The sequence below is a fragment of the Kitasatospora sp. NPDC087314 genome (assembly GCF_044744365.1).
In the GTDB taxonomy this organism is placed as follows: Bacteria; Actinomycetota; Actinomycetes; order Streptomycetales; family Streptomycetaceae; genus Kitasatospora.
Genome location: NZ_JBIUYE010000014.1, coordinates 180143 through 198838, shown reverse-complemented (window position 1 = coordinate 198838; position 18696 = coordinate 180143). Strand labels below are relative to the sequence as shown.

The 18696-nt window shown below is 71.6% G+C and carries 24 protein-coding genes; 3 read left to right on the top strand and 21 right to left on the bottom strand.

Annotated features, from left to right (window positions below):
- The first annotated feature begins 408 nt into the window (after nt 1-408).
- Nucleotides 409-1575 carry a tyrosine-type recombinase/integrase gene (locus tag ACIO5E_RS29100; RefSeq protein WP_400673410.1) on the top strand — a complete coding sequence of 389 codons (1167 nt, stop codon included), beginning with the start codon at nt 409-411 and terminating at the stop codon, nt 1573-1575.
- A gap of 770 nt (nt 1576-2345) precedes the next feature.
- Here the strand turns inward: ACIO5E_RS29100 and ACIO5E_RS29095 are convergent.
- The 11 genes from ACIO5E_RS29095 to ACIO5E_RS29045 all read right to left on the bottom strand — a co-directional run bounded on the left by ACIO5E_RS29095 (nt 2346) and on the right by ACIO5E_RS29045 (nt 12244).
- A complete protein-coding gene (locus ACIO5E_RS29095; protein WP_400673408.1) occupies nt 2346-2633 on the bottom strand; it encodes a hypothetical protein in 288 nt (95 codons plus the stop codon).
- Nucleotides 2634-2757: 124 nt separating this feature from the next.
- Nucleotides 2758-3531: a hypothetical protein gene (locus tag ACIO5E_RS29090; protein WP_400673407.1), complete on the bottom strand. Its 774-nt coding sequence runs from the start codon at nt 3529-3531 to the stop codon at nt 2758-2760.
- Nucleotides 3532-3580: 49 nt separating this feature from the next.
- On the bottom strand, nt 3581-4147 hold the full coding sequence (locus tag ACIO5E_RS29085) for a hypothetical protein (RefSeq protein ID WP_400673405.1): 567 nt from the start codon (nt 4145-4147) through the stop codon (nt 3581-3583).
- A 173-nt stretch (nt 4148-4320) separates the two neighbouring features.
- Nucleotides 4321-5361: a UDP-N-acetylmuramate dehydrogenase gene (locus ACIO5E_RS29080; RefSeq protein ID WP_400673403.1), complete on the bottom strand. Its 1041-nt coding sequence runs from the start codon at nt 5359-5361 to the stop codon at nt 4321-4323.
- 9 nt (nt 5362-5370) lie between these two features.
- On the bottom strand, nt 5371-5574 hold the full coding sequence (locus ACIO5E_RS29075) for a hypothetical protein (RefSeq protein WP_400673401.1): 204 nt from the start codon (nt 5572-5574) through the stop codon (nt 5371-5373).
- A gap of 103 nt (nt 5575-5677) precedes the next feature.
- Nucleotides 5678-6994: a helix-turn-helix domain-containing protein gene (locus tag ACIO5E_RS29070; protein WP_400673398.1), complete on the bottom strand. Its 1317-nt coding sequence runs from the start codon at nt 6992-6994 to the stop codon at nt 5678-5680.
- Nucleotides 6995-7261: 267 nt separating this feature from the next.
- Nucleotides 7262-7615 carry a hypothetical protein gene (locus ACIO5E_RS29065; protein WP_400673396.1) on the bottom strand — a complete coding sequence of 118 codons (354 nt, stop codon included), beginning with the start codon at nt 7613-7615 and terminating at the stop codon, nt 7262-7264.
- An 80-nt stretch (nt 7616-7695) separates the two neighbouring features.
- Nucleotides 7696-8796, bottom strand: a complete 1101-nt coding sequence (locus ACIO5E_RS29060; protein ID WP_400673393.1) for a DUF4192 domain-containing protein — start codon at nt 8794-8796, stop codon at nt 7696-7698.
- Nucleotides 8797-8868: 72 nt separating this feature from the next.
- On the bottom strand, nt 8869-9915 hold the full coding sequence (locus tag ACIO5E_RS29055; protein ID WP_400673391.1) for a DUF4192 domain-containing protein: 1047 nt from the start codon (nt 9913-9915) through the stop codon (nt 8869-8871).
- A gap of 198 nt (nt 9916-10113) precedes the next feature.
- Nucleotides 10114-11100 carry a DUF4192 family protein gene (locus ACIO5E_RS29050; RefSeq protein ID WP_400673389.1) on the bottom strand — a complete coding sequence of 329 codons (987 nt, stop codon included), beginning with the start codon at nt 11098-11100 and terminating at the stop codon, nt 10114-10116.
- A 106-nt stretch (nt 11101-11206) separates the two neighbouring features.
- Entirely contained in the window at nt 11207-12244 is a 1038-nt protein-coding gene (locus ACIO5E_RS29045) for a DUF932 domain-containing protein (RefSeq protein WP_400673386.1), read from the bottom strand.
- A gap of 454 nt (nt 12245-12698) precedes the next feature.
- Between ACIO5E_RS29045 and ACIO5E_RS29040 the strand changes: the two genes are divergently transcribed.
- Together ACIO5E_RS29040 and ACIO5E_RS29035 are read left to right on the top strand one after the other, a co-directional pair.
- A complete protein-coding gene (locus ACIO5E_RS29040) occupies nt 12699-12914 on the top strand; it encodes a hypothetical protein (RefSeq protein WP_400673383.1) in 216 nt (71 codons plus the stop codon).
- Between the two features lie 23 nt (nt 12915-12937).
- A complete protein-coding gene (locus tag ACIO5E_RS29035) occupies nt 12938-13900 on the top strand; it encodes a hypothetical protein (protein WP_400673381.1) in 963 nt (320 codons plus the stop codon).
- On the opposite strand, the gene ACIO5E_RS29030 is transcribed toward ACIO5E_RS29035, so the two are convergent.
- The 10 genes from ACIO5E_RS29030 to ACIO5E_RS28985 form a co-directional block, all read right to left on the bottom strand.
- Complete coding sequence (locus tag ACIO5E_RS29030) at nt 13897-14256, bottom strand: hypothetical protein (protein ID WP_400673379.1); 360 nt, start codon at nt 14254-14256, stop codon at nt 13897-13899. The genes ACIO5E_RS29035 and ACIO5E_RS29030 overlap by 4 nt on opposite strands.
- A gap of 125 nt (nt 14257-14381) precedes the next feature.
- On the bottom strand, nt 14382-14717 hold the full coding sequence (locus ACIO5E_RS29025) for a single-stranded DNA-binding protein (protein ID WP_400673377.1): 336 nt from the start codon (nt 14715-14717) through the stop codon (nt 14382-14384).
- A complete protein-coding gene (locus ACIO5E_RS29020; RefSeq protein ID WP_400673375.1) occupies nt 14714-15265 on the bottom strand; it encodes a hypothetical protein in 552 nt (183 codons plus the stop codon). Before ACIO5E_RS29020 ends, ACIO5E_RS29025 begins: the two co-directional genes overlap by 4 nt.
- 9 nt (nt 15266-15274) lie before the next feature.
- Complete coding sequence (locus ACIO5E_RS29015) at nt 15275-15859, bottom strand: hypothetical protein (RefSeq protein WP_400673372.1); 585 nt, start codon at nt 15857-15859, stop codon at nt 15275-15277.
- Between the two features lie 82 nt (nt 15860-15941).
- The gene (locus ACIO5E_RS29010; protein WP_400673369.1) at nt 15942-16226 is read right to left on the bottom strand and encodes a hypothetical protein; all 285 of its coding nucleotides are present in this window, start codon (nt 16224-16226) and stop codon (nt 15942-15944) included.
- Nucleotides 16227-16402: 176 nt separating this feature from the next.
- Nucleotides 16403-16750, bottom strand: a complete 348-nt coding sequence (locus tag ACIO5E_RS29005) for a hypothetical protein (RefSeq protein WP_400673368.1) — start codon at nt 16748-16750, stop codon at nt 16403-16405.
- A gap of 89 nt (nt 16751-16839) precedes the next feature.
- On the bottom strand, nt 16840-17292 hold the full coding sequence (locus ACIO5E_RS29000) for a hypothetical protein (RefSeq protein WP_400673366.1): 453 nt from the start codon (nt 17290-17292) through the stop codon (nt 16840-16842).
- Nucleotides 17289-17645 carry an HU family DNA-binding protein gene (locus tag ACIO5E_RS28995; protein WP_400673363.1) on the bottom strand — a complete coding sequence of 119 codons (357 nt, stop codon included), beginning with the start codon at nt 17643-17645 and terminating at the stop codon, nt 17289-17291. Before ACIO5E_RS28995 ends, ACIO5E_RS29000 begins: the two co-directional genes overlap by 4 nt.
- 86 nt (nt 17646-17731) lie before the next feature.
- Nucleotides 17732-17956 (bottom strand): hypothetical protein, encoded by a 225-nt coding sequence (locus ACIO5E_RS28990; RefSeq protein ID WP_400673362.1) that lies wholly within the window; start codon nt 17954-17956, stop codon nt 17732-17734.
- A gap of 64 nt (nt 17957-18020) precedes the next feature.
- Nucleotides 18021-18674 (bottom strand): hypothetical protein, encoded by a 654-nt coding sequence (locus ACIO5E_RS28985; RefSeq protein WP_400673360.1) that lies wholly within the window; start codon nt 18672-18674, stop codon nt 18021-18023.
- Nucleotides 18675-18696 lie beyond the last annotated feature (22 nt).

The following is an 18696-nucleotide window of genomic DNA, read 5'->3' as shown; positions in this document are numbered from 1 at the left end:
GAGAGGTTCTGGCAGACGAGCGCTCGCGGGTTCGAACTCACCCGAAGCCGATCTGCTGAGAGAAGCGTTCGGCCGTACACCTCAGCACGCCTAGCGCTCCCGAACGCCGTTCCAAGAGCGTCGCCGGTCTCTGGACCAGGGCCATCTCGCAGCGCCATAGGTACACGCTGGCTATACGTTCATCTGCTATTCCAGAGGGAGGACGTCATGCGTGGCACTGGAACGATCTACAAGCGGTGCGGCTGCCGGGACCCCCATACCGGCCGACAGCTTGGAAGCCTTTGCCCGGACCTCCATCGCTGTGGCCACGGCTCCTGGTATCTCGCGATGCCAAGACACGCGGCCGTCGATGATCGCCGGTCCCGGCTGCGTCGAGGCGGCTACCGTACGCGGGCAGATGTCGAACGCGTGCTCAAGCGCCTGCGCGACCCCATGCTCGCTTGCCAGGGTGGACTTCTCACGACCGGCCAGTGGCTACAGCGCTGGTACGTCATCGTCGAGCCCCACATCCGGCCGTCGACCGCCCGCGGTTACCGCCAGCACTTGGAGCAGTACCTCGTGCCGCTGCTCGGCCGCGAGCTGCTTTGCGAGCTGAGCAACGACGCGGTCCAGCAGGCTTTCAGCACCATCGTCCGTCGACACCAGAGCACGGGCCGGCCGGTCAGCGCCGGAACGTTGCGTCGTGTGCAGGCGACACTGCGTGCTGCCCTGAACCTCGCAGTGCGCAGCGGCCTGCTGGCCGCCAACCCGGCTCGCCATCTGGACCTGCCGCGGGCACCTCGACCGCACCCGGTGGTCTGGACGGACAACCGTGTCGCGGAGTGGAGGCGGACGGGCGAGCGCCCGCCTGTTGCCGTGTGGACACCCGTCCAGACCGCCGCGTTCCTCGCGTTCGCGAGTGATCACCGGCTGTACGCCCTGTACCACCTGTACGCCCTACGTGGCCTCCGCCGCGGGGAAGGCGCAGGGCTCCGCTGGTCGGACTTCGACGCCTCGGGCCACACACTCACAGTCGCGCGGCAACTACAGCAACGGGAGAACGGACGGCTCGAGGTCTGCCCTGTAAAGACACGGGCCGGCGAGCGGACGATCGCTCTCGACAGAAGCACCATTCACGCGCTGAACACACACCGTAATCAGCAGAAGGAGGAGAAACTCGCAGCGGGAACCGGCTGGAATGAGTCCGATTTCATTTTCACCGACGCCTACGGACGTCCGCTGCGCCCGGACTACATCGGCCACGTCTTCCAGAACATGGTGCGCAGAAGTGATCTGCCGCCCGTCCGACTTCACGATCTGCGTCATGGTGCGGCGAGCCTTGCCTTGACTGGCGGGTCAGATCTCAAGCTCGTCCAGGCTCAGTTGGGGCACTCTACGATCATGACTACCGCCGACACATACACGTCAGTGCTTCCCGAGACGGCCCATCTCAGTGCCGAGGCGACGGCCCGAGTAGTCATCGATGCGGCCCGAAAGCTCTCCCAGGGCATCCGGTACCAGTCCACGCCGCGCAGACGGCGCGCGAAGGGCCGACCGGGAGTCTCGCCGAAAGGCGGGATGCGTAACTCAGCGTAAGGCTTTGACGGTCCGTCGCCGGACCTGGGCGCCCCACGAGCGACCCACTCGCGACCCATCGAAGACGAGCCGCCCGCCCGGTCGCATCTTCACGGGCTTAATAAAAGGCCAGGTCACAAAGGGTGTCGGGCCGAAAAGTGGTCTCCGAAAGAAATCGGCAGGCCTACGGATTAAAAGTCCGCAGCTCTACCAATTGAGCTAGCAGCCCTAGCTACACCTGCGTCCACGTCAGTCCACGTTTCCGCAGGTCACACTGTGTTGCGACCTACCTGCTGTCTACAGCAGTCTACCCCGGTCCGCCCTCGGATCAGGCGGTTCCATCCCCGCTTCATCCCCGCTCCATCCCCGCACCATCCCCGCGCTGGCCACCTGATGGACGGACGAACCGCTACCACTGGCGGTGACCAGGGACGATGCCGGGCCGGAAACTCGACGGCTTCGGATCTTCCAACACGAGGGGCGAGAATTCCACCCCCCTCGGCGAACCAGGAACCAAGCTACCCGATCCTGCCCCGCACCGGGCCGACTCCTGGGTGCGTGGCACTCGCCTTCATCTGCTTCTCCAGACGGCGTTGAGCCACCCGTCCTCCACTTGCCGGCGGCCCTAGGGCCTGTGCGGCGGAGAGGACGGATGCGGCCTGGCTGTCGGTCAGCGTCGCGGTGTCGAGCACGCGTCTTCCCCCCTTGCCGTTGTCATGGCGTGCGGACCCGCACCAGAAGGCAGCCCCTCTGCCCTGCGGACTGAGGTCTTCGGTGAGGCGGCCCCGGGATCAATCACCGCGCGGGGGCTTCGGCTCGTCGGAGGGCCTCGCACGGTGCGCGGTTGCGAGGTCGACGCACAGAGGGTCGCTGCACCGTGCGTGCGCGCGCCCCGCGGTGCCCCATTCATCGGACTCGATCGTGATGCGGACGTCCCCAGTGCCGTTGAGACTGCAATGCGCCTCTCTGATCAGGTCATCGAGCAGCGTCTGGCGCAGAGCGCCCAGGCCGCAGTCGGCAACCCGGTCGGCGCTCCAGATGGTGCGGGCTACGTGAACCACCTCGGGCTCGTTGGACACGGACGCCTCCTCGATGAACCGGTTGGTGAGGTGCTGAGGAACTGGCTGAAGCTTCTCGTACGCTACCGACTCTGGTGACGGGCCTGACGGGCCCGTAGAGGCCTTCTACGGGCCCGTCAGGGCGTCAGGGGCGCGCGTGTCCGGCCAGGGCCGGGATCGCAGGCAGAATGAGCGCCTGGAGACCCTGGTTCCACATCAGGGAGTGGTGGCCCTGGGACTGGAAGTGGCGGCTTCGGTGGTCGGGGTGCGCCCACAGGTGGCGGATCGCTCGGACGACGTGGACCTTGTTGAGCCGCCACCACGTCTGGGCGGGTGGGGCCGCCCAGTCGTGTTCGTTGGGGATCGCATGCAGGGAGGTGCCGTCGGGGCCGACGATGTTCGCCACCTGGACGGTGATGGCGCGCGGTCGTGCGTCGAGGCTGAGCAGGAGCGCGGCCGCCTGCGGGAAGGCTCGGCGGATGCGGGAGGCCAGGGCGGCGGCAACGCTGGGGGCCGGAAGGTTGAGGAGGCGCCGGTGGCCGGCCAGCTCGATGACCGGCAGGTGCGCTCCGAGCAGTACGACGGGCAGCAGTCGGTCTGCCTTCCTCAGCCAGGGTGGTTCGGAGGTCAGCGCGGGGGCGCGCCGCCACAGGAGCGGTGGGATCGGGTACCGGTGATCGCGAGGGTTGGCCCACAGGGCGTGGATGCGGTCGGAGGCGAGGCTTTCCTCGAACTCGACGGCGGCGGCCTCGGGGGCGTGGCTCCGGACGTGGGCGGCAAGGAGTTCGAAGGCGGTGGCGGCGACGCCTTGCTGGGCTTCGGACTCTCGGAGCAGCGCGTCTTGGAAGCTTCTGCTCGGGTCGGTGCGCCGGTAGGGGGCGGGTCCGGTCGGCGTGAGGATCGGTCGGCGGTTCGGCATGGTGGTCCTGGGCGAGGTCTTGGTCGGGCCGGTGTGCGGCCCGGCCGGGTCAGTTGGACTCGTGCAGCATGCGCTTGGCGAGGGCCTCGACCCGGTCGGTGAGTGCGGCTGCGGCGCGGGCTTGGGCGGGCGTGTGGGAGCTGTCGTCCGAGCAGTGCCGGACGAAGCGCAGCACGAGCTGGGTGAGCTCGTGCATCGCCACGGGGTCGTGGGCCGGGATCGTCAGGCTCCAGCTGGAGGCGTCGATGCGGTGCGGGACGCCGGCGCGGTAGGCGAGCAGCAGTCGGTCGGTGAGCTCGTCACCGGTGAAGTCCTCGGGCAGCAGTCCGTTGTCGGTCAGCCAGTTGCAGAACGGGCCGGGCAGGGTGAGCGTCCACCTGCTGGTGGCGGGGGCGTGGTTGGCGGCCTGCTCGGCGTAGGCGTAGGCGTAGCCGAGGTGGCGGTTGGCCATCGGCGTGCCGAGGGCCTGGAGTGCCCAGTGGTAGCCGCAGGCGGCGTGCTGGTGGTAGCGGCGGGCGGTGGGGCCGAGGTTAGTGTCGGCGGCGGCTCGGCGGTGCCGGTCGCGGGCGGCTGTGATGGTCTCGGCGGTGCAGGGCTTTGGCGGTGGTGTTGGCATGACGGCCTTTGGTCGGGCAGGGGTGGGTCCCTGCGGCGGGGTGGGGTGGTGGGGCGCTTGGTGGCCCCACCACCCCCAACCTCTCCAACCGACCGTTGAATGGGCACAGCAAGTTTCTTACTGGGTTGGGTAGTTGGCTCGTCTCGCCGCGCCTGTGCCGCCGGGCGCGGGACCTACGCGGGCCATTGACCGACGGAAATGGGCTCGGGACGCAGGCTGATCCCGGTGTTGGCGTCCACCCGCGCCGCCAGGTCGGCGAGGACCTGGGCGAAGGCCGTGGCCGTGATCTCGCCGTGGGCCGTGATGGCCAGGGTGCGCCGCTGCGAGCAGTGGATGCCGTCGGCGATTCGGTGTCCGGGGTGGCAGCCGATGAGTTCGAGCAGCCAGCCGGCGCTCATTCGCCAGCGGCCGTCGATGCCGGTGTGGACGGGGCATCCGGCGGCGGACCACCGCGCGGCCTGGTCGGGCGTGACGGGCGGGTCGAGAAAGGCGGAGCCGATCTGCCGAGCGTCGGGCCCGTCCGAGTCGAGGAGCAGCCCGCGGCGGCGGCGGTCGGCGAGGACGGCCGCGGTGGTCTCGGCAAGCGGGGGCCGCGCGCCGAGCGGGATGCCGAGTTCGCCTGCGAGGCGCCGGCAGGTGATCGGCGCGGCGGTGTCGGTGCGCGTGAGGTGGAGGGTCGCCGACAGGATGGTCCAGCGGCCGGGTTCCTGCCGGAAGCGGCTGTGGCGGTGGCCGAGTCGGCATTCCTGGGCGGGGAGGGTCCGCGTGCGGCCCGCGTGCCAGTCCCAGGCGCGCAGGTGGTGCAGGGTGTCGGAGATCTGCTGCCCGTACGCCCCGGCGTTCTGGACGGGGGCGGCGCCGATGGTGCCGGGTATGCCGGCCAGGCATTCGATCCCGGCGAGGTGTTCGGTGACGGCCCAGGCGGTGAGGTCGGTGAGCGGGTGGCCCGCGTTCACGGTGACGGCGACCGTGGTGTCGTCCACCCGCTTGGTGGTGATGCCCCGGGTGTTGATGACGGCGACGGTGCCGGGGTGTCCGGCGTCGGAGGCGATGACGTTGCTGCCGTGGCCGAGGGTCAGGGGGGCGCCCTGGCCGTGGCGGCTGATGGTGTGGGCGAGGTCCGGCCAGTCGCTGGGGTCGGAGATCGTGAGCATGTCGCCGGTGGGACCGCCGAGGCGCAGGGTGGTGAGGGAGGCCAGGGTGCGGCGGGGCATGGGGAGCTCCTAGGGGTTGAGCTGGTCGGGCTCGACCACCGCCGGCGGCTGGGCGCCGGTAGTGCTCTGGTGGTCAACGGCGAAGGCGAGCAGCACGATGGCCGGCAGGTGCAGGGCGGCCCACAGGCCGGTGAAGAGCGCGTCGAACCGTCCATGCGGCGCGGCGGCGTGCTTGGCGCGGGGGGTGTTCAGGGGGGTGCTGTGCTTGGGCATGGGAGGCCTTCGGCAGCGGGTGGGAGGTGCGGACGTTCCCAGTGAACTGCCGGTCCGGGGGCCGAATCCGTAGTCGGGCTACGGGCCGTAGTGCGGCTACGGGTCAGACGATCCGGACGCCCGCGCGGGCGGCGAAGTCCCGGACGCCGGGCAGCTTTCGGTCGTGCCTCAGCAGGCCGCCGGCAAGGCCGCGGACGGCGCCTCGGTGGATCTCCTGCGGAGCGGCCTCCTCGGCCGCCAGCAGGGCTTTGAAGCACTGTTCGGGCTTACCCCACTGGTCGAACGCGCGGGCGACGTCGGTGAAGAAGCGAGCCTGCCGCTCCGCGGTCGGCAGGGCGGCCGGGTCGATCGTGGAGGCCAGTTCGATTGCCTTTCCGGCGTCGCCGAGCTCGTAGTGCACGGACAGCTCGTGCAGGGCGACGCCCTGGATGCCGTCCACCAGGCCGGAGGTACGGCCGGCGGCTGCAGCGCTATCCGCGGCTTCCCGGATCAGGGCGTGCGCGTAGGCGCGGTCGCCGGACTTGGCGGCGGTGTAGGCCGCGGTGGCGTACAGGTCTCCGCGGAGGGCCAGTCGGGCGGTCTCGGACACCGTGTTGTCGGCGAGCAGGTCCTCGGCGGCGACCACGACGATGTCCGTTGCGCGGGCCAGGCTGCCCTGGCGTCGCCAGGAGCTGGAGACCATCCGCTGGGCCTCGGCGACCACGAGGGGGTCGCCGCCGGCCCGGGCGGCGGTGAGCGCACGGTCGGCGGTGATGGCCACCAGATTGTTGTCGCCGATCTTGATACACAGCCGGACCGCGATGTTGTAGAGCTGGGCGACGTTGCGAGCCCGCTCCTCGGCGCTGCCGACCAGCTGGGCAGCGGCGATCCGGCTCGGCAGTGCTACGGCGAGCGCGTCGTACTGGGCCGCCTTGAACTCGCGACGGGACGTCAAGAGCGAAGCGGCGACCGACTCGTGGGTTGGTTCACTGCGGGGTGCCGGAATCCGGCCCGCCCCGTACAGCAGGAGGTCCTCCAGCCCGCCCAGCGGGGCCTTCTCCTCGGCGTGCGCGGCCTCCTGGCCGGTGGCAGAGGCGAAGAGGGCGGTAGCCGCCATGGTCAGAAACGGGCGGCGTCGCACATCGTCCTCCTCGGCAGCGGAAGTGCTCGCCAGCGTAGCCGAGGCCGGCTTCCGGGCGCGGGATCTCGGCCGATCAGCAGCAGGCTGCGGCAGGGCCATCAGCTCGCCAATATCGCTGCCCAGCACCTCGGCGAGGCGCCTCAGCAGCGCCAGGTCCTTGACCCCTTGGATGTCGCGTTCGACCTGGGACATCCAGGCCTCGCTGCGGTTCAGCTCGTGGGCCAGGCGCAGCTGCGTCCAGCCCTTCGCCGTGCGGCGCAGCGCGATGAACTTCCCGAACGTGATGCTGCTGGGCTTCACACTGGCCCCCGGGATCAGTATCCGTTCCGCTACGGAACGCCACCGTATCGAGTGATTGGCTTACCTGTACGCCCTCTCGGCAAATCGGGCTTCCGAACCATCCCCTGGTGTACCGCGGTTGCGCACGGGCATCGGGCAGACCGCAGACGGCGGCCTCGACCTCTCTTCACCTCGGCCCTGCCCCGCGCCTCGTCGTCACCGCTCGGGACTCCACCCGAGTACACCAAGTGCACCTGAAATGCCTCGGATTGGCGCTGACCCCCTGGTTCACGCCCGCTTGGCCGGCGGCGGAACCTCAACGATGCGGCCCAAGGCGGCACCGATGCGCAGCGCCAGGATCGCGTTGCCGTGGGCGTTGGCGAAGCCCTTGCATATCGCGCCCTTCGTGCCGGGCGGGGCGAGGGCGGGCAGCGTCGAGTGGCAGACGATGTGCCCGTCGGTTGCGAGGGCGTCGGCGGCGAGCTGCCGTACGCGGCCGGGGGCGAGGTGCATCAGGTTGCCCGGGCGGTAGATGCAGGTGTCACACAGGCGCGCGAGGACTCGTACCTCCCCGGTGGCGGGGTCGGCGACGGCCGGCGCCGGGTCGTCGTCGGGCTCGGGCTGCGGTCGGGTGGAGTTCACGATGTTCCCTTGCACTGGACTGGAAAGGACTGTGCGGGTCGGGCCGGGGCAGGCGCTCGGCGCCCGCCCCGGCCGGTTGGTCAGCTGTCGCGGCCGCGAAGGCGCTCGTCGCGCTCCCGCCGGACCGCGTCAAGGAGGGCGTCCACGGAACCCGTCATCACGATCTGCTCCATCAGGAGCTGGGCCAGAAGGTAGCGCGGGTCCGCGCTGCGCGCCCGTTCGAGGGCGATGAGCGCGGCCGGGCCTTCCCCGGCGACGGCGGCGGTGAACGCGGCGAGGGTCAGGGGGGCGGCGACGAACGTCGTGGTGGCGCTGGCGCAGCGGCGGGCCAGCAGCGCCCACAGTTCGCGGGCGCGCGGGAGCTCGTCCGGTTCGATGTATCCGATCGCGACGTCCCGTACGGGCCGGTGCCGCAGTCCGACGATCAGCTCCGCCGTCTGCCCGGGGGTGAGGTCCTCCAGGGGGGTGCCGTCTCCCCCGCCGAGCAGCAGCCCGTCGAGGATCGCCGTGAGCCGTTCGGTCTCGGCGTCGAAGCTGCTGGCCTGCACGCGGTCGGCCCGCTCGCCGACGGCGTGCAGGATCGCGGCGCGTTGGGCTTCCGCTTCCTTCCCTGCGACGGGTTCGAAGGGGGCGGTGAGCGCGGCTTGGCTGGGCGGTGCGGGGATGCCGACGGTGCGGGCGTTCATGGTGACCACGCCCGGGTTGTCCGGGCCGTCCACGGGCATGCCCTCGTGCCGGTAGTTGGGGTTGTCGTGGTGGTACACCCACCAGTGGGTGGGCGTGACGAACATGGCGGCGAGGGTGTCGATGCCGTGGGTCTCGGCGGACAGCAGCAGTGCGTCCGCCAGCACCCGGTGCCGGGTCATCGCGGCGTGGCCGTCGCCCGCGTCCTGCTGGCTCGCGCACAGGTACACCAGGATGTCGGCCGGGCCGGTGGCGAACTTCTCCAGGCGGTGCAGCGTGCTGTGCATCATGTGGTGCGCGGCCTCGTTCGGGTCGTCCTCGCCACTGGGCAGGTCGAACTTCTGGCTGAACAGCGGGCGGTCGTGCAGGGTGTCGTGGGCATGGATGAACACCATGCCGTCGGGGCCGTCGGGCCGGAAGCTCAGCAAGTAGGGCAGGGCTTCGACGGCCTGGGCGGGGCTGCGGACGTCGAAGGCGGGCACCGTGTTGATGTTCAAGGGGATCTCTCCGCTCGTGGTCTGTGTGGGGTGGGCAGGGGCCGCTCGACTCGCGGCCCCTGCCGGGGCGGGTCAGCCCGTGACGGGGTTGCCCCGGGTGGCACGGTGCTCGCGCAGGTGCTCGCGCAGGTGGTTGAAGCTCGATCCGCTGTTGAAGACGCTGCGGAGGAAGTGCGTCAGGTCCTGGTCCGGGAGGCACACTTCGGCGGCCTGGAGGGCGAGTCGGGATGTGGCGTCGTTGCCGAGTGCCCATGCCGTGAACGCGTGGAGGGCGAGCGGTACGGCGGCGTGGTCGGTGTAGGCGGCGGGGCAGCGGTGGGCCAGGGCGAGCCACAGCTCGTTCGCGGCCGCCAGCTCGTGGTCCTCGCAGTGCATGAGTCCGGTGTTGCACACGTCGTCGTACTGGAGGGCGAGCAGCAGTCGGGCCGCGAGGTCGTCAGGGATGTCCTTGGCCTGTCGGGCGCCGGTGCCCAGTTCGGCGATGGTGGTGGTCACGAGGTCGATCGCGTCGTCCACGACGCTCTGGTGTCCGCCGGAGTGGATCTCGGTGTGCAGGGCGCGCACGGAGGTGTCGAGGGTCGCGGCCATGGCGGCGGCCCGTTCGCCGGTGGTGGGGGCGAGGGATTTCAGGACGTCGCTGCTGCGCGGCAGGCCGGTCGAGTCGAGCTCTGCGGGCGGCTCGGGGATGGGGTGCCCGTCGTTGGGGCCGGTCGTCAGCATCGACCAGTAGCGGGACCGGGTCACGTACACCGCTTCGCTCAGGGCCAGACCCTGGCGGTGGCAGGCGTCGCGCAGGTGGTCGGCGATGGGCTGGTGGGTGAGGCGGGACTGCGGCCCGTAGTCCGGGTCGGCCGGGTCGGGGCAGACGTAGGCGACGAGCCGGTGGGTCGGGAACAGGAACGACGCGGCGTCGTCCTGCTGGTGGCCGACGAGTTCCTCGGCCAGGGACGGCCAGTGGGCGGGGTCAGCGGGCAGATCGGTGCGGACGAATCCGAGCGGTGTACCGGTCGGGGTGATGCCGGCGAGAACGACGCTGTTCTCGGGGTGGTAGTCGAAGAGGAACGGCAGCAGGTGAACCAGGCCTTCGGTGCCGTTGAGCAGGAGCAGCTTGTCGTTCATGGGTCCCTATCAGGTTGGTCCGGATTCGCGGTCCGGAGTGGCAACAGAAGAGGACTTTCGTCTTCTTTCTTGACTTAAGTCTATTTGAGGGCGTGCCCGTTGGGCACACCCCAATTCCCCGGACTGGAGCTCAGTCGGGGCCGGGCCAGGGTGCCCGTCCCGGCGGGGACGGGCACCCTGGCGACACGGCAGCCCCGGCTACCGCTCGCGGCAGTCGCGAAGGGAGGCCCTCAGCGACTCCGCCACGCTCACCGACGTGCCGACGACCTGGTCGAGCTCGGCCAGGGAGACCAGCCCCAGCACCGCCTGCGCCTGCTCGTCCCCCGGCTTGGCCTCCAGCGCCAGGAGCAGCGCCTCTGCGGCCGCCGGCACGTCGCCGTCGAGCAGCAGCGCGGCGCCGAGCAGGGTGAGCGGCGCGGCGGCCAGGCGGCGATAGGGGTCGACGCACAGGCAGGCGACGCGCGACCACAGCAGCGTCGCCCGCTTCACCTCGTCGGGTTCGCAGTACGTCGAGGCCGCGTGCAGGACGTCCCCGTTCTGGACGGCGAGGAGCAGCCGCGCCGCCTCCGCATCGGTCAGCTCCTCGACGTCGCGGCGACCGGTCAGCACGGCGGCGAGCAGCGGCCCGAGACTCTGCCTGGTGGCCTCGTGGCCGGCTTCCAGCTCACGGGCGAAGGCACGCACGGCGTCGGCCACCACACCCGCGGCGCCCTCCGCCCCGACCGCGGGACACCCGTCAGCCGTCGACCGCTCGGCAGCGCGGGGTGTTCCCGGGCCGGGGGCGCCGGCGGACGGGTCGGTGGGCAGGGTCCACCAGTAAATGGGGGTGATGAACTGGCTTTCGAGCACGGCCAGGCCGTACCGCGCGCACGCGGCGGCGAGGTGGCGCCACACGGCGGTGTAGGAGTCGACATCTTCGGGGCCCTGGCCGTCGCGGGCGTAGACGAGCAGCGCGACGCCGCGCTGCCCCTTGCTGGTGGCGGGCAACTCGGCGATGTCGCCGATGAACGCCCGGACGAAGGACGACCAGCGGCGCGGGTCCTCCGGGATGTCCGCGAGGAGCACCCGCAGGGGCTCACCGAACTCTGCGACGACGATCTGCCCGGCCGGTTCGCGCCCGAGCGCGCCGGCGACGAAGTCGGCCAGGTCAGCCATCTCGACGATGAGGGGGTTGGTGTCGGACATGGCGGTTCCTCGTTCCAGGTGGTGGGGCCGCGCCGTCGGGCGGCGCGGCCGGGTTGACGTGGAGCTTGCGGTTGGCCGGGGGCCCGCAGGCCCCCGGCCGCCGGGGTTAGGCCGCGAGCAGCAGGGCCTTCGCCATGTCCTTGGTCGGGTTCTTCTGGTCGTGCAGCAGCGTGGTCATCGCGAGGTTGGCCCGGTGCTCCTGCTCGGTCAGGGCCTCGGGGGCCTTGACGGTCCGGAAGTAGTCCTCGAACTCGATGACCGCCTGGAGGGCGGCCCAGCGGGTGCCCCGGATGTTGTCCTGGGTGTGAGCTTCGGCGAACAGGTGGTGCAGCCGGTCGCGCCGCTCCTCGTAGGCGGCGACGATGTGCTTGCGCGCGTCCTTGCTCGGGGCCCCAAACAGCCGGGTGATCAGCTTGTCGAACTCCTGGTTGGTCATCGCCTGCTGGTAGAGGGCGGCGGCCTCGGCCTCCAGGGCGGCGGCGTAGTGCTCGGTGAAGCCGAGGGTGCGCCGGGCCTCCTCCAGCTGCGAGAGGGCGTCGACGGTGTGGCGGACCTTCCAGACGCGCTGGGCCTCGTTGACGGCGAGGTCGAGGGTGTTGGTGCACACCGCCCGGACCGGGGTCTCGACGGCGACGGCGGCGGAGCGGCCGTCGTGACTGTTGGCGAACAGGGTGTAGAGGTCGATGCGGTCGGCCGCACCCTCGGGGTCGATGGTGATGCTCGGGGACTTGACGGACATGAAGACGACCCGGCCGCCGTCGAGCGCACCGGCGGTCTCGTAGGTGACGTGGCCGCCGCCGACCAGCTCGTCCAGGAAGGCGAAGGCCTCGCGGTTCTGGATGGGGGTCCAGGTGTTGCCGACGAGGCCGCCGACCCAGTCGCCGGTGTCGGTGCGGACGGTGGCGAAGCGGTTGGGGATCTTCTTGCCGAGCTTGCCCCTGTTCATCGGCAGGATCGGCAGCTTCTCGACCTCCCAGTCCAGCTTGGCGAGGTGCAGGACCTCGTCGCTGGTCTTGGCCTCCTCGGTGACGGTGCCGAGGCCGTGCCAGGCGGGCTGGCGGTGCGAGTAGAAGGCGGCCTCGCCGGTGGTGTTGTCGATGGCGCCGAGGTCGGCGCGGCCGGTGATGACGTCGCTGTCGCGCATGGGTGTCTCCTGTGAGGTCTGCCCGGATTCGCGGTCCGAGCGGGCAACGAAGCCGACTTCCGTCTGCTTTCTTGACCTCAGTCTATTCTCGCGCGGGCGCCCTTGGGCACACCCTTCGAGGCAAGAAGTTCAGGCCCTCCGCACCGGCCGGGCGGGCGTCGGCATCACGGCGCCGGCGGTCGTCAGGCCTCGCCGCGGCTCCTCGCCAGGGCCCACCGGGCAACCCGAGCGCCTGGACAGCAACGGATCAAAGTCACAGAAATCCGCAGGTCAGGGCCGTCGCCCGAATTTCGAGGCGGCTGGCGTCGGTTGACCTCGCGGCGGGAACGAAGTAGCCACGCACCCCGCCCCCGGCGAACAATCTCCCTACAACGGTCCGCCGCAGCGGGCGAGTTGATCCATCATCCACAGCCTGGCGCCAGCCCTCGCGGCGCGCCGCCCCCAGGAGATCCGCATGAAGCGCCTGCCCGCGCCGGCCAACGTCCTCGTCCAGAGCGGCCTGTCCGGCCCCGAAGCCCTGTTCCTCGCCTCCCTGGTCGTGGTGCTCGCCATCCTGGCCCTGACCGGCACGCCCGTTCCGGACGCGCTGATCGTGATGGCGACCGCCTCGAGCGGCTTGATCACCCGCGGGCACCCGGGTGGCGGCCAGCTCGACGGACGGGCGCGCTGATCGTGGGGCGCCACGCCAACCCGGTGCCGACAGACGCTGGCCTGCGCCTGCACGCGCTGGCTGTCGCGCTGCGCCGGCTGAAAGCGGCCAGCGGCCTCACCTACGCCGGGCTCGCCAAGCGCACCAAGGCCCGTGGCGAGCCGAAGGGGGCCTCCCCCCTCAGCCAGGCCGCCGCCGGCCACCGGCTCCCCCGGCTCAGCACCGTTCTCGCGTTCGCCCGCGCGGCCGCGGACCCCGCCGACCCGCACGCACGGCGCCAGGCCGAGTGGGAGATCCACTCCCTATGGGCGGCGACGGCCATCCAGCACTCGGCCCCGCTGGCCGCAGAACAGGCACCGTCCGTTCGTCGCCTCCTTGAAGGCGTTCGCCGCCCCCTCGATGCTGCGCGAGCCGAGAAGCGCCGCCCCAAGCGCACCCTGGAGAACCTGGGGCTGGAGCTGAGGCGAGCGCGGGCTCGGGCCGGACAACCGTCCCTCCGGGCCCTTGAGAGGTGGTCGGAAGAGGCCGGGCACCGGGTACCGAGGAGCACGGCCAACCTGATCCTGACCGGGCGCGTCCTGCCGACACGGGAGCAGCTGGCGGCGCTACTCACGGCCGTCGTCCGCTCTGCTGCGGGAGCAGACAGAGGCGCGCCCTCCGACGACCTTCGGCGGCTGGCGGCGATCCGCGACTCCATCGAAGCGATGACCCGGCCCACGCCGCCCGTTCGCGTCGCCGGCTACGGGTGCGTGGACGGCTCCCTCGACGCGTTGCTGGAGCGCAGGGACCGCGACGAGAGGATCCTGCGCAAGATCGGCAAGCTCACCGAGGACGCGGACGTCGAGCATGACGAATACCGTCTCGGCGTCGCTGAGGACACCGCTCCGTGGGAGTTCATGGACGACGAGGAACTGGCCGCCTGGGAGCAAGAAGCCCTCGAGGCCGACCGGGCGCACCGGAGCGGCCGCGACCTGGGCGCCGAGCTGCGCGCCTTGGCCGACGGCTAGTTGCTCGTGCGGCGGTTGCGCAGTTCCAGTCCGGCTTGCTTGGCGTAGCGGGTCACCAGGGCCGGGGACAGCCCGGAGGCGTCAGAGATGCGGTAGACCGGTACGGACCGGTCGGGGTAGGCGGCGACGACGCCCTCGAGGCGCATCTCGCGCATCTTCGTGGCGGTGTCGTCGATCACCGCGAGCGGTTCGCGCAGCTGGTCAAGCAGGTTCATCGGCTCCAGGCCGGCTTCCTCGACGGCCGCCAGTGCGGCCTGGAGCTCCTGGGCGGCGGCGGCGAGTCGCTCGCCGGAGTTCGCCGCGGTACGGCGCGGCTTGCTGCGCTTCGGCGTCGCGGCCGGCTCCTTGCCGCTCATCGGTGCTCTCCTTCGTGCTGCGGTCCGGCCGGGGCCGGGGGTCGTCTATGTCTACCAGGGGCTGCGGGGGCTGGCGAACAGCGCGGCGTGCCCGCGCCCTGCGGGGCAGGGCGCGGGCACGGGCTCTACAGCAGGGTGCCGATCGCCTCGACGGTCAGTTCGACCAGCAGGCGGGCGCTCTCACCGGACGGCTGGTGCACGCGCTGGGTGAGCTGTCCGACCACGATCACGCGGTCGTTCGCCCGCAAGGTCTCCGCCGTCCTGTGCGCGAGGTCCCGCCAGGCGACGCAGCGCACGGTCAGCTGTCTGGCCTGCGGGTCGCGCGGCTGGCCCAGCTCGGCGAGCCGCGGGCGCTGCAGAAGGGTGAACCTCGCCTGGGCGACGGAGGCGCCGGGCGGCTGGTAGAGCTCCGGGTCGCGCAGCAGGCTGCCGATCAAGGTCGCGTGGTTGGGGAGGTTCACCGGCCACCGGCCTGGTGAGCGGCGTCCACGTCGCGGGGGTCGGCGGCTGCTGCGGCGTCCAGGCAGCGGGCGATGCGCTGGAAGTGGCGGGCGGTCTCCATCGGGTGGGCGTCGCGACGCGGCCACCGGGGCAGGTCTTGGAGGGGCAGGGCGAGGCGGTGGGCCTCCTGGCGCAGGCTGCCCACCCAGTCCGGTACTTCGCGGGGCAGCGCGCCAAGGCGGTGGCACATCCGCGCGAGGACGAGGTGGTCGGTGTCCCCTCGCCACGACCACAGTTCGGGGCTGGGGGTGGACTTGAGGAACCACTGGAGCTCGCAGGCGAGCCGGTCGCGGCCGCGCACGTCCGGGTCGCGGCGGTCGAGGCGCCCGTCGTACCACGGCAGGTGGGCGAGGCCGGGGCCGATCGTCTGGTCGGGGTCGAGGCTGACGCGCCCGATGGAGCCGTCGATGGCGTAGTAGGAGGCGCCGTCCTCGCGTAGGAGGGCGATGCTCACCGGGGTGACGGCCTGGCCGTCGTCCAGGTAGGTGGTGGTGGTGAAGACGCGCATGGGGTCCTCTCAGTGGCTTGCGGCAGGGTGGCCGGCGTGCGGCACGGCGGGCGGGGCGAGTTCGAGTTGCTGCATGTGCCGTTCCAGGCGGTCGGCGCAGCGTTCGTAGGCGCCGGTGACGGCGTGGCCCCGGTCGGCGGCGAGGTCGTCCAGGCAGGCTCGGATGCGCCAGGCGAGGACGTCGCGCGGGGAGCTGTAGCGGGAGCGCTTGGCGGTGCGCTCGTCGCGGCCCACGCGCGCGGACAGGATGGTCCAGCGGCCGGTGAAGGCGTAGTAGTGGACCCACACGGTCCAGTAGCTGATGCCGGACTCGGCGTAGGCGAAACGGACTTCACCGGCGCCGGGAACCCACGTCCAGTCGCCGTCCTGGGCGGCGCGGTGGAGCGGGTCGCCGTCGGGGGCGAGGATCGTGATGTTGTCCGGGTGGACGTGCTGGAGGCCGCTGCCGTCGGGGGCAAGGAGGGCGATGCAGTCCTCGACTCCGCCGAAGGGCGCCTCGATGTGGCCGGCGCAGCCCTCGTTGGTCGTGACGGTGAAGATGCGGCCGTGCAGTTCGGTCTTGCTGCCGTGGTAGATGGCCCTGGTCGGTTCCACGGTGTGCTCCTGGTCTGGTGACGGGGCGGGCGGTCGGCGCGGGCCCGGCGGCAGGGTGGTCCCTGCCGCCGGGCCCTTCGGGCTAGCCGTGCTCCGGGGAGAAGGGGTCGAGCAGCTGCCCGTTCTCGTCCGTCGGCGGGGTCCAGTCCATGAGGTCGTCCGGGTGCACGTGGCTCAGCACCAGTTCGTCGCCGTCGAACAGGTCGTACAGGTGCTGCTGCGCGCCGTTCTCGTCGGTGTACGTGTCGTAGGTGCTCGTGCCGCGGCGGGTGGTGAGCATCCGGTGGTGCAGGGACTCCACTCGCCCGAGGTACTCCACGGTCGATCCGTCCGCGAGGGGCGGGTGGGTCCCGTTGCTGAAGGCCATCGGTCTCTCCTAGGTCGGGCCGGGGGTTCGCGGTCCCCGGCTGGCGGTACCAGCCTCCACCCAAAAGATACCTGAGTCAATAAATTAGATGCAGGTTACTTTTCTCGGATTCGCGACACCGCCGCGAGGCGGGCCCACCACCGCCGCCGCGCCGGGGCGGGCCCGCCTCCGGCCAGCTACTGGAACGCGGAGACGTACTCCTCGACCGCCTTGGTCAGCCGAGCGGCACGAAGGGGGGCTCGCCCATGGACGCCGGCGGCGTTGATGGTGGCGATCCGCTTACCCCCCTCGGCAGACAGAACGTCGTGCTCGGCGAACAGGAAGACGTTGCCGTCGAGTTCACCGGCCGCCTGGCTGACGATCCTGATGCGAACCCCCTCCCATTCGCCAGGGAACCTGCTCGGCTCGAGGGAGGCGATAGCGATCAGGCCCCCGCTTCGCCGCACCTGGCGCTGCCCGGAGACGACGCCTCCAGGCAGCGGCTGGAGGGCCCTCAAGACTGCTCCGTGACTGACGGCCGCCATGGCAACTCCTTTGCGTGGGGCCAGGCTTCGCGTTTCCCGGCCGATGTAATCAGCCTCCACCACGAAACAGACCTAAGTCAACTTTAGAGCTATAGGTCTTCTTTTGTTTCGCTGCGCCGTTCCGGGCCGTCGGGCAGATGGGGCGCCAAGGCCCGCTCGACCAGGCCGTGGACCGTGCGCAGCGCCTCGTTCCAGCCCCGCGCCCACTCGTCGCCGCCTCGCTGCTGCCCGAGTTCGGCGACGGAGGCGAGCGCGGCAAGCATGGCCGGCACCGGCAACAGGACGACGCTCGTCGCCCCGTCGTGGCCGTGGATCGGCTCGACATCGGCAGCGTGGTCCCAGGCGACGGTGGAGCCGCGGGTCCCGCGCCAGCGCGTGACGCCCCTGGACCCGGCGGCGACAGAGAAGATGCAGCCCTCGGCGACCACGCCCGTACCGGAGACGCCGGACACGTCAACGTCGCGGCGCAGCACGTATGGGGTGGGAGGCTCGGGCTCGAACTGCGCGATCAGGGAGGCGAGTCGGGCCGCAAGACGGTTCATGCCGCTTCTCCCCTCGAGGTGTAGGTGCCCTTGGGGTCCTTGCGGATGGCGCTGCCTTCCTGCGGCAGGTCGCGGCGGCCGTCGGCCAGGTCACGGAACCGCTCGTGGGCGCGGAAGCGGGGGACTCGACGCGCGGGCACGACCACCTTGCCGCCGGTCTGGGGGTTTCGGGCGTTGCGGCTCGCGGCCTGGACAGCTTCGAAGGTTCCGAAGCCGGTGACGGACACCGGCTCGCCCTCGACGACGGCACGCACGATGGCGTCGAGGACGGCCTCGATGGCGCGGGCGGCGGGCTGCCGGCCTCCGAGCACGGGGGCAAGACGGTCGATGAGGACGCGCTTGTTGACGGTCACGGGTCTACTCCTGCGATGGATATGGGGTGGTTCCGGGCCGGGCGACGGCGCGTGGTCACGTCGCCCGGCCCGGGTGCGGGGGGCGCCTACACCGGGTGCGGCACAGGCGCCGGGGACGGGCCCGGGGAGGGCTGCGGCGGGTCCCCGGCGGGCTTGGCCGGGGCGGTGCAGCCGGGGGCGGCGGGCTGGGAGGTGGTGACGGTCACCGCCGGGGCGGGGCCATCGGCGGTGCGCGCCATGGCGGCACCGCTGATGCTTCCGAGCACCAGTCCGGCGAGGAGGGAGCCGACGAGCAGGGCGGTACCGCGCATGGCGGTGATCCTTTCGGGGAGGGGCCTGACCGGCCCCGCCGGGGCGGGGCCGGTCAGGTTCGGGTCAGCGGCTGGAGCTCGGGCGGGCGGGGGTGACCGGGGTGTTGGTCGGGGTCGGGTCGGCACTCGGGGTCGCCGACCGGTTGGGGCCGGGGTTCGGGCTGGGTGCCCCGGTCGGGGACGGGGACGGGGCAGGGACGCAGGCGCTCGGGCCGCCGGACGGGGACGGTGCCCCGACGGTCGGGGCCGTCTGCACGTGGGTGACGGTCACGGTCACGGTTGGGACCGGGGCCGGGGTCGGGGCCGAACCGGGCTGCTCGCCGGTCTGAGCCGGGAGGGTCGGGGCCGGGCTCAGGCCGGGTGCGGCCGGGGTCAGGCCGGGTGCAGCCGGGGTCAGGCCGGGGGCGGCCAGGGTCGGGGCTTCCGGGGTGCTCGCCGCGACCGGGGCCACGGTCGGCAGGGCGGGGGCCGCCGGGGCCTCGGTGCCCAGGTTCACGGGAGCGGTCGTCAGGCTCGGCATGCTCGGAGCCTGAGCGGGCTGGGCCCCGGGGGCCGGGACGGCCGCAGGGTGGCTCATCACCAGGGAACCGGTGATGAACCCGACTCCGGCCAGGCCCAGGGCCACGAGAGTGCGCGCGTCGAGGCGGAGGGTCACCGCTCGGCGGGGGCGACGGGCACCGTCCTCGGCGGGGGCGTCGGCGGGGGTGGTTTCGGTCATCGGGCTATCTCCTTCGTCGGGC

Excerpts from the sequence above, each read along its gene's own strand:
- ACIO5E_RS29045 (WP_400673386.1), bottom strand. The coding sequence starts at position 12,244 with ATGCGCGACAGCGACGTCATCACCGGCCGCGCCGACCTCGGCGCCATC.
- ACIO5E_RS29080 (WP_400673403.1), bottom strand. The coding sequence starts at position 5,361 with ATGCCCCGCCGCACCCTGGCCTCCCTCACCACCCTGCGCCTCGGCGGT.
- ACIO5E_RS29000 (WP_400673366.1), bottom strand. The coding sequence starts at position 17,292 with ATGAACCGTCTTGCGGCCCGACTCGCCTCCCTGATCGCGCAGTTCGAG.
- ACIO5E_RS29075 (WP_400673401.1), bottom strand. The coding sequence starts at position 5,574 with ATGCCCAAGCACAGCACCCCCCTGAACACCCCCCGCGCCAAGCACGCC.
- ACIO5E_RS29005 (WP_400673368.1), bottom strand. The coding sequence starts at position 16,750 with ATGGCGGCCGTCAGTCACGGAGCAGTCTTGAGGGCCCTCCAGCCGCTG.
- ACIO5E_RS29020 (WP_400673375.1), bottom strand. The coding sequence starts at position 15,265 with ATGCGCGTCTTCACCACCACCACCTACCTGGACGACGGCCAGGCCGTC.
- ACIO5E_RS29085 (WP_400673405.1), bottom strand. The coding sequence starts at position 4,147 with ATGCCAACACCACCGCCAAAGCCCTGCACCGCCGAGACCATCACAGCC.
- ACIO5E_RS29090 (WP_400673407.1), bottom strand. The coding sequence starts at position 3,531 with ATGCCGAACCGCCGACCGATCCTCACGCCGACCGGACCCGCCCCCTAC.
- ACIO5E_RS29055 (WP_400673391.1), bottom strand. The coding sequence starts at position 9,915 with ATGAACGACAAGCTGCTCCTGCTCAACGGCACCGAAGGCCTGGTTCAC.
- ACIO5E_RS29030 (WP_400673379.1), bottom strand. The coding sequence starts at position 14,256 with ATGAGCGGCAAGGAGCCGGCCGCGACGCCGAAGCGCAGCAAGCCGCGC.
- ACIO5E_RS29040 (WP_400673383.1), top strand. The coding sequence starts at position 12,699 with ATGAAGCGCCTGCCCGCGCCGGCCAACGTCCTCGTCCAGAGCGGCCTG.
- ACIO5E_RS28985 (WP_400673360.1), bottom strand. The coding sequence starts at position 18,674 with ATGACCGAAACCACCCCCGCCGACGCCCCCGCCGAGGACGGTGCCCGT.
- ACIO5E_RS29010 (WP_400673369.1), bottom strand. The coding sequence starts at position 16,226 with ATGGCCTTCAGCAACGGGACCCACCCGCCCCTCGCGGACGGATCGACC.
- ACIO5E_RS28990 (WP_400673362.1), bottom strand. The coding sequence starts at position 17,956 with ATGCGCGGTACCGCCCTGCTCGTCGGCTCCCTCCTCGCCGGACTGGTG.
- ACIO5E_RS29050 (WP_400673389.1), bottom strand. The coding sequence starts at position 11,100 with ATGTCCGACACCAACCCCCTCATCGTCGAGATGGCTGACCTGGCCGAC.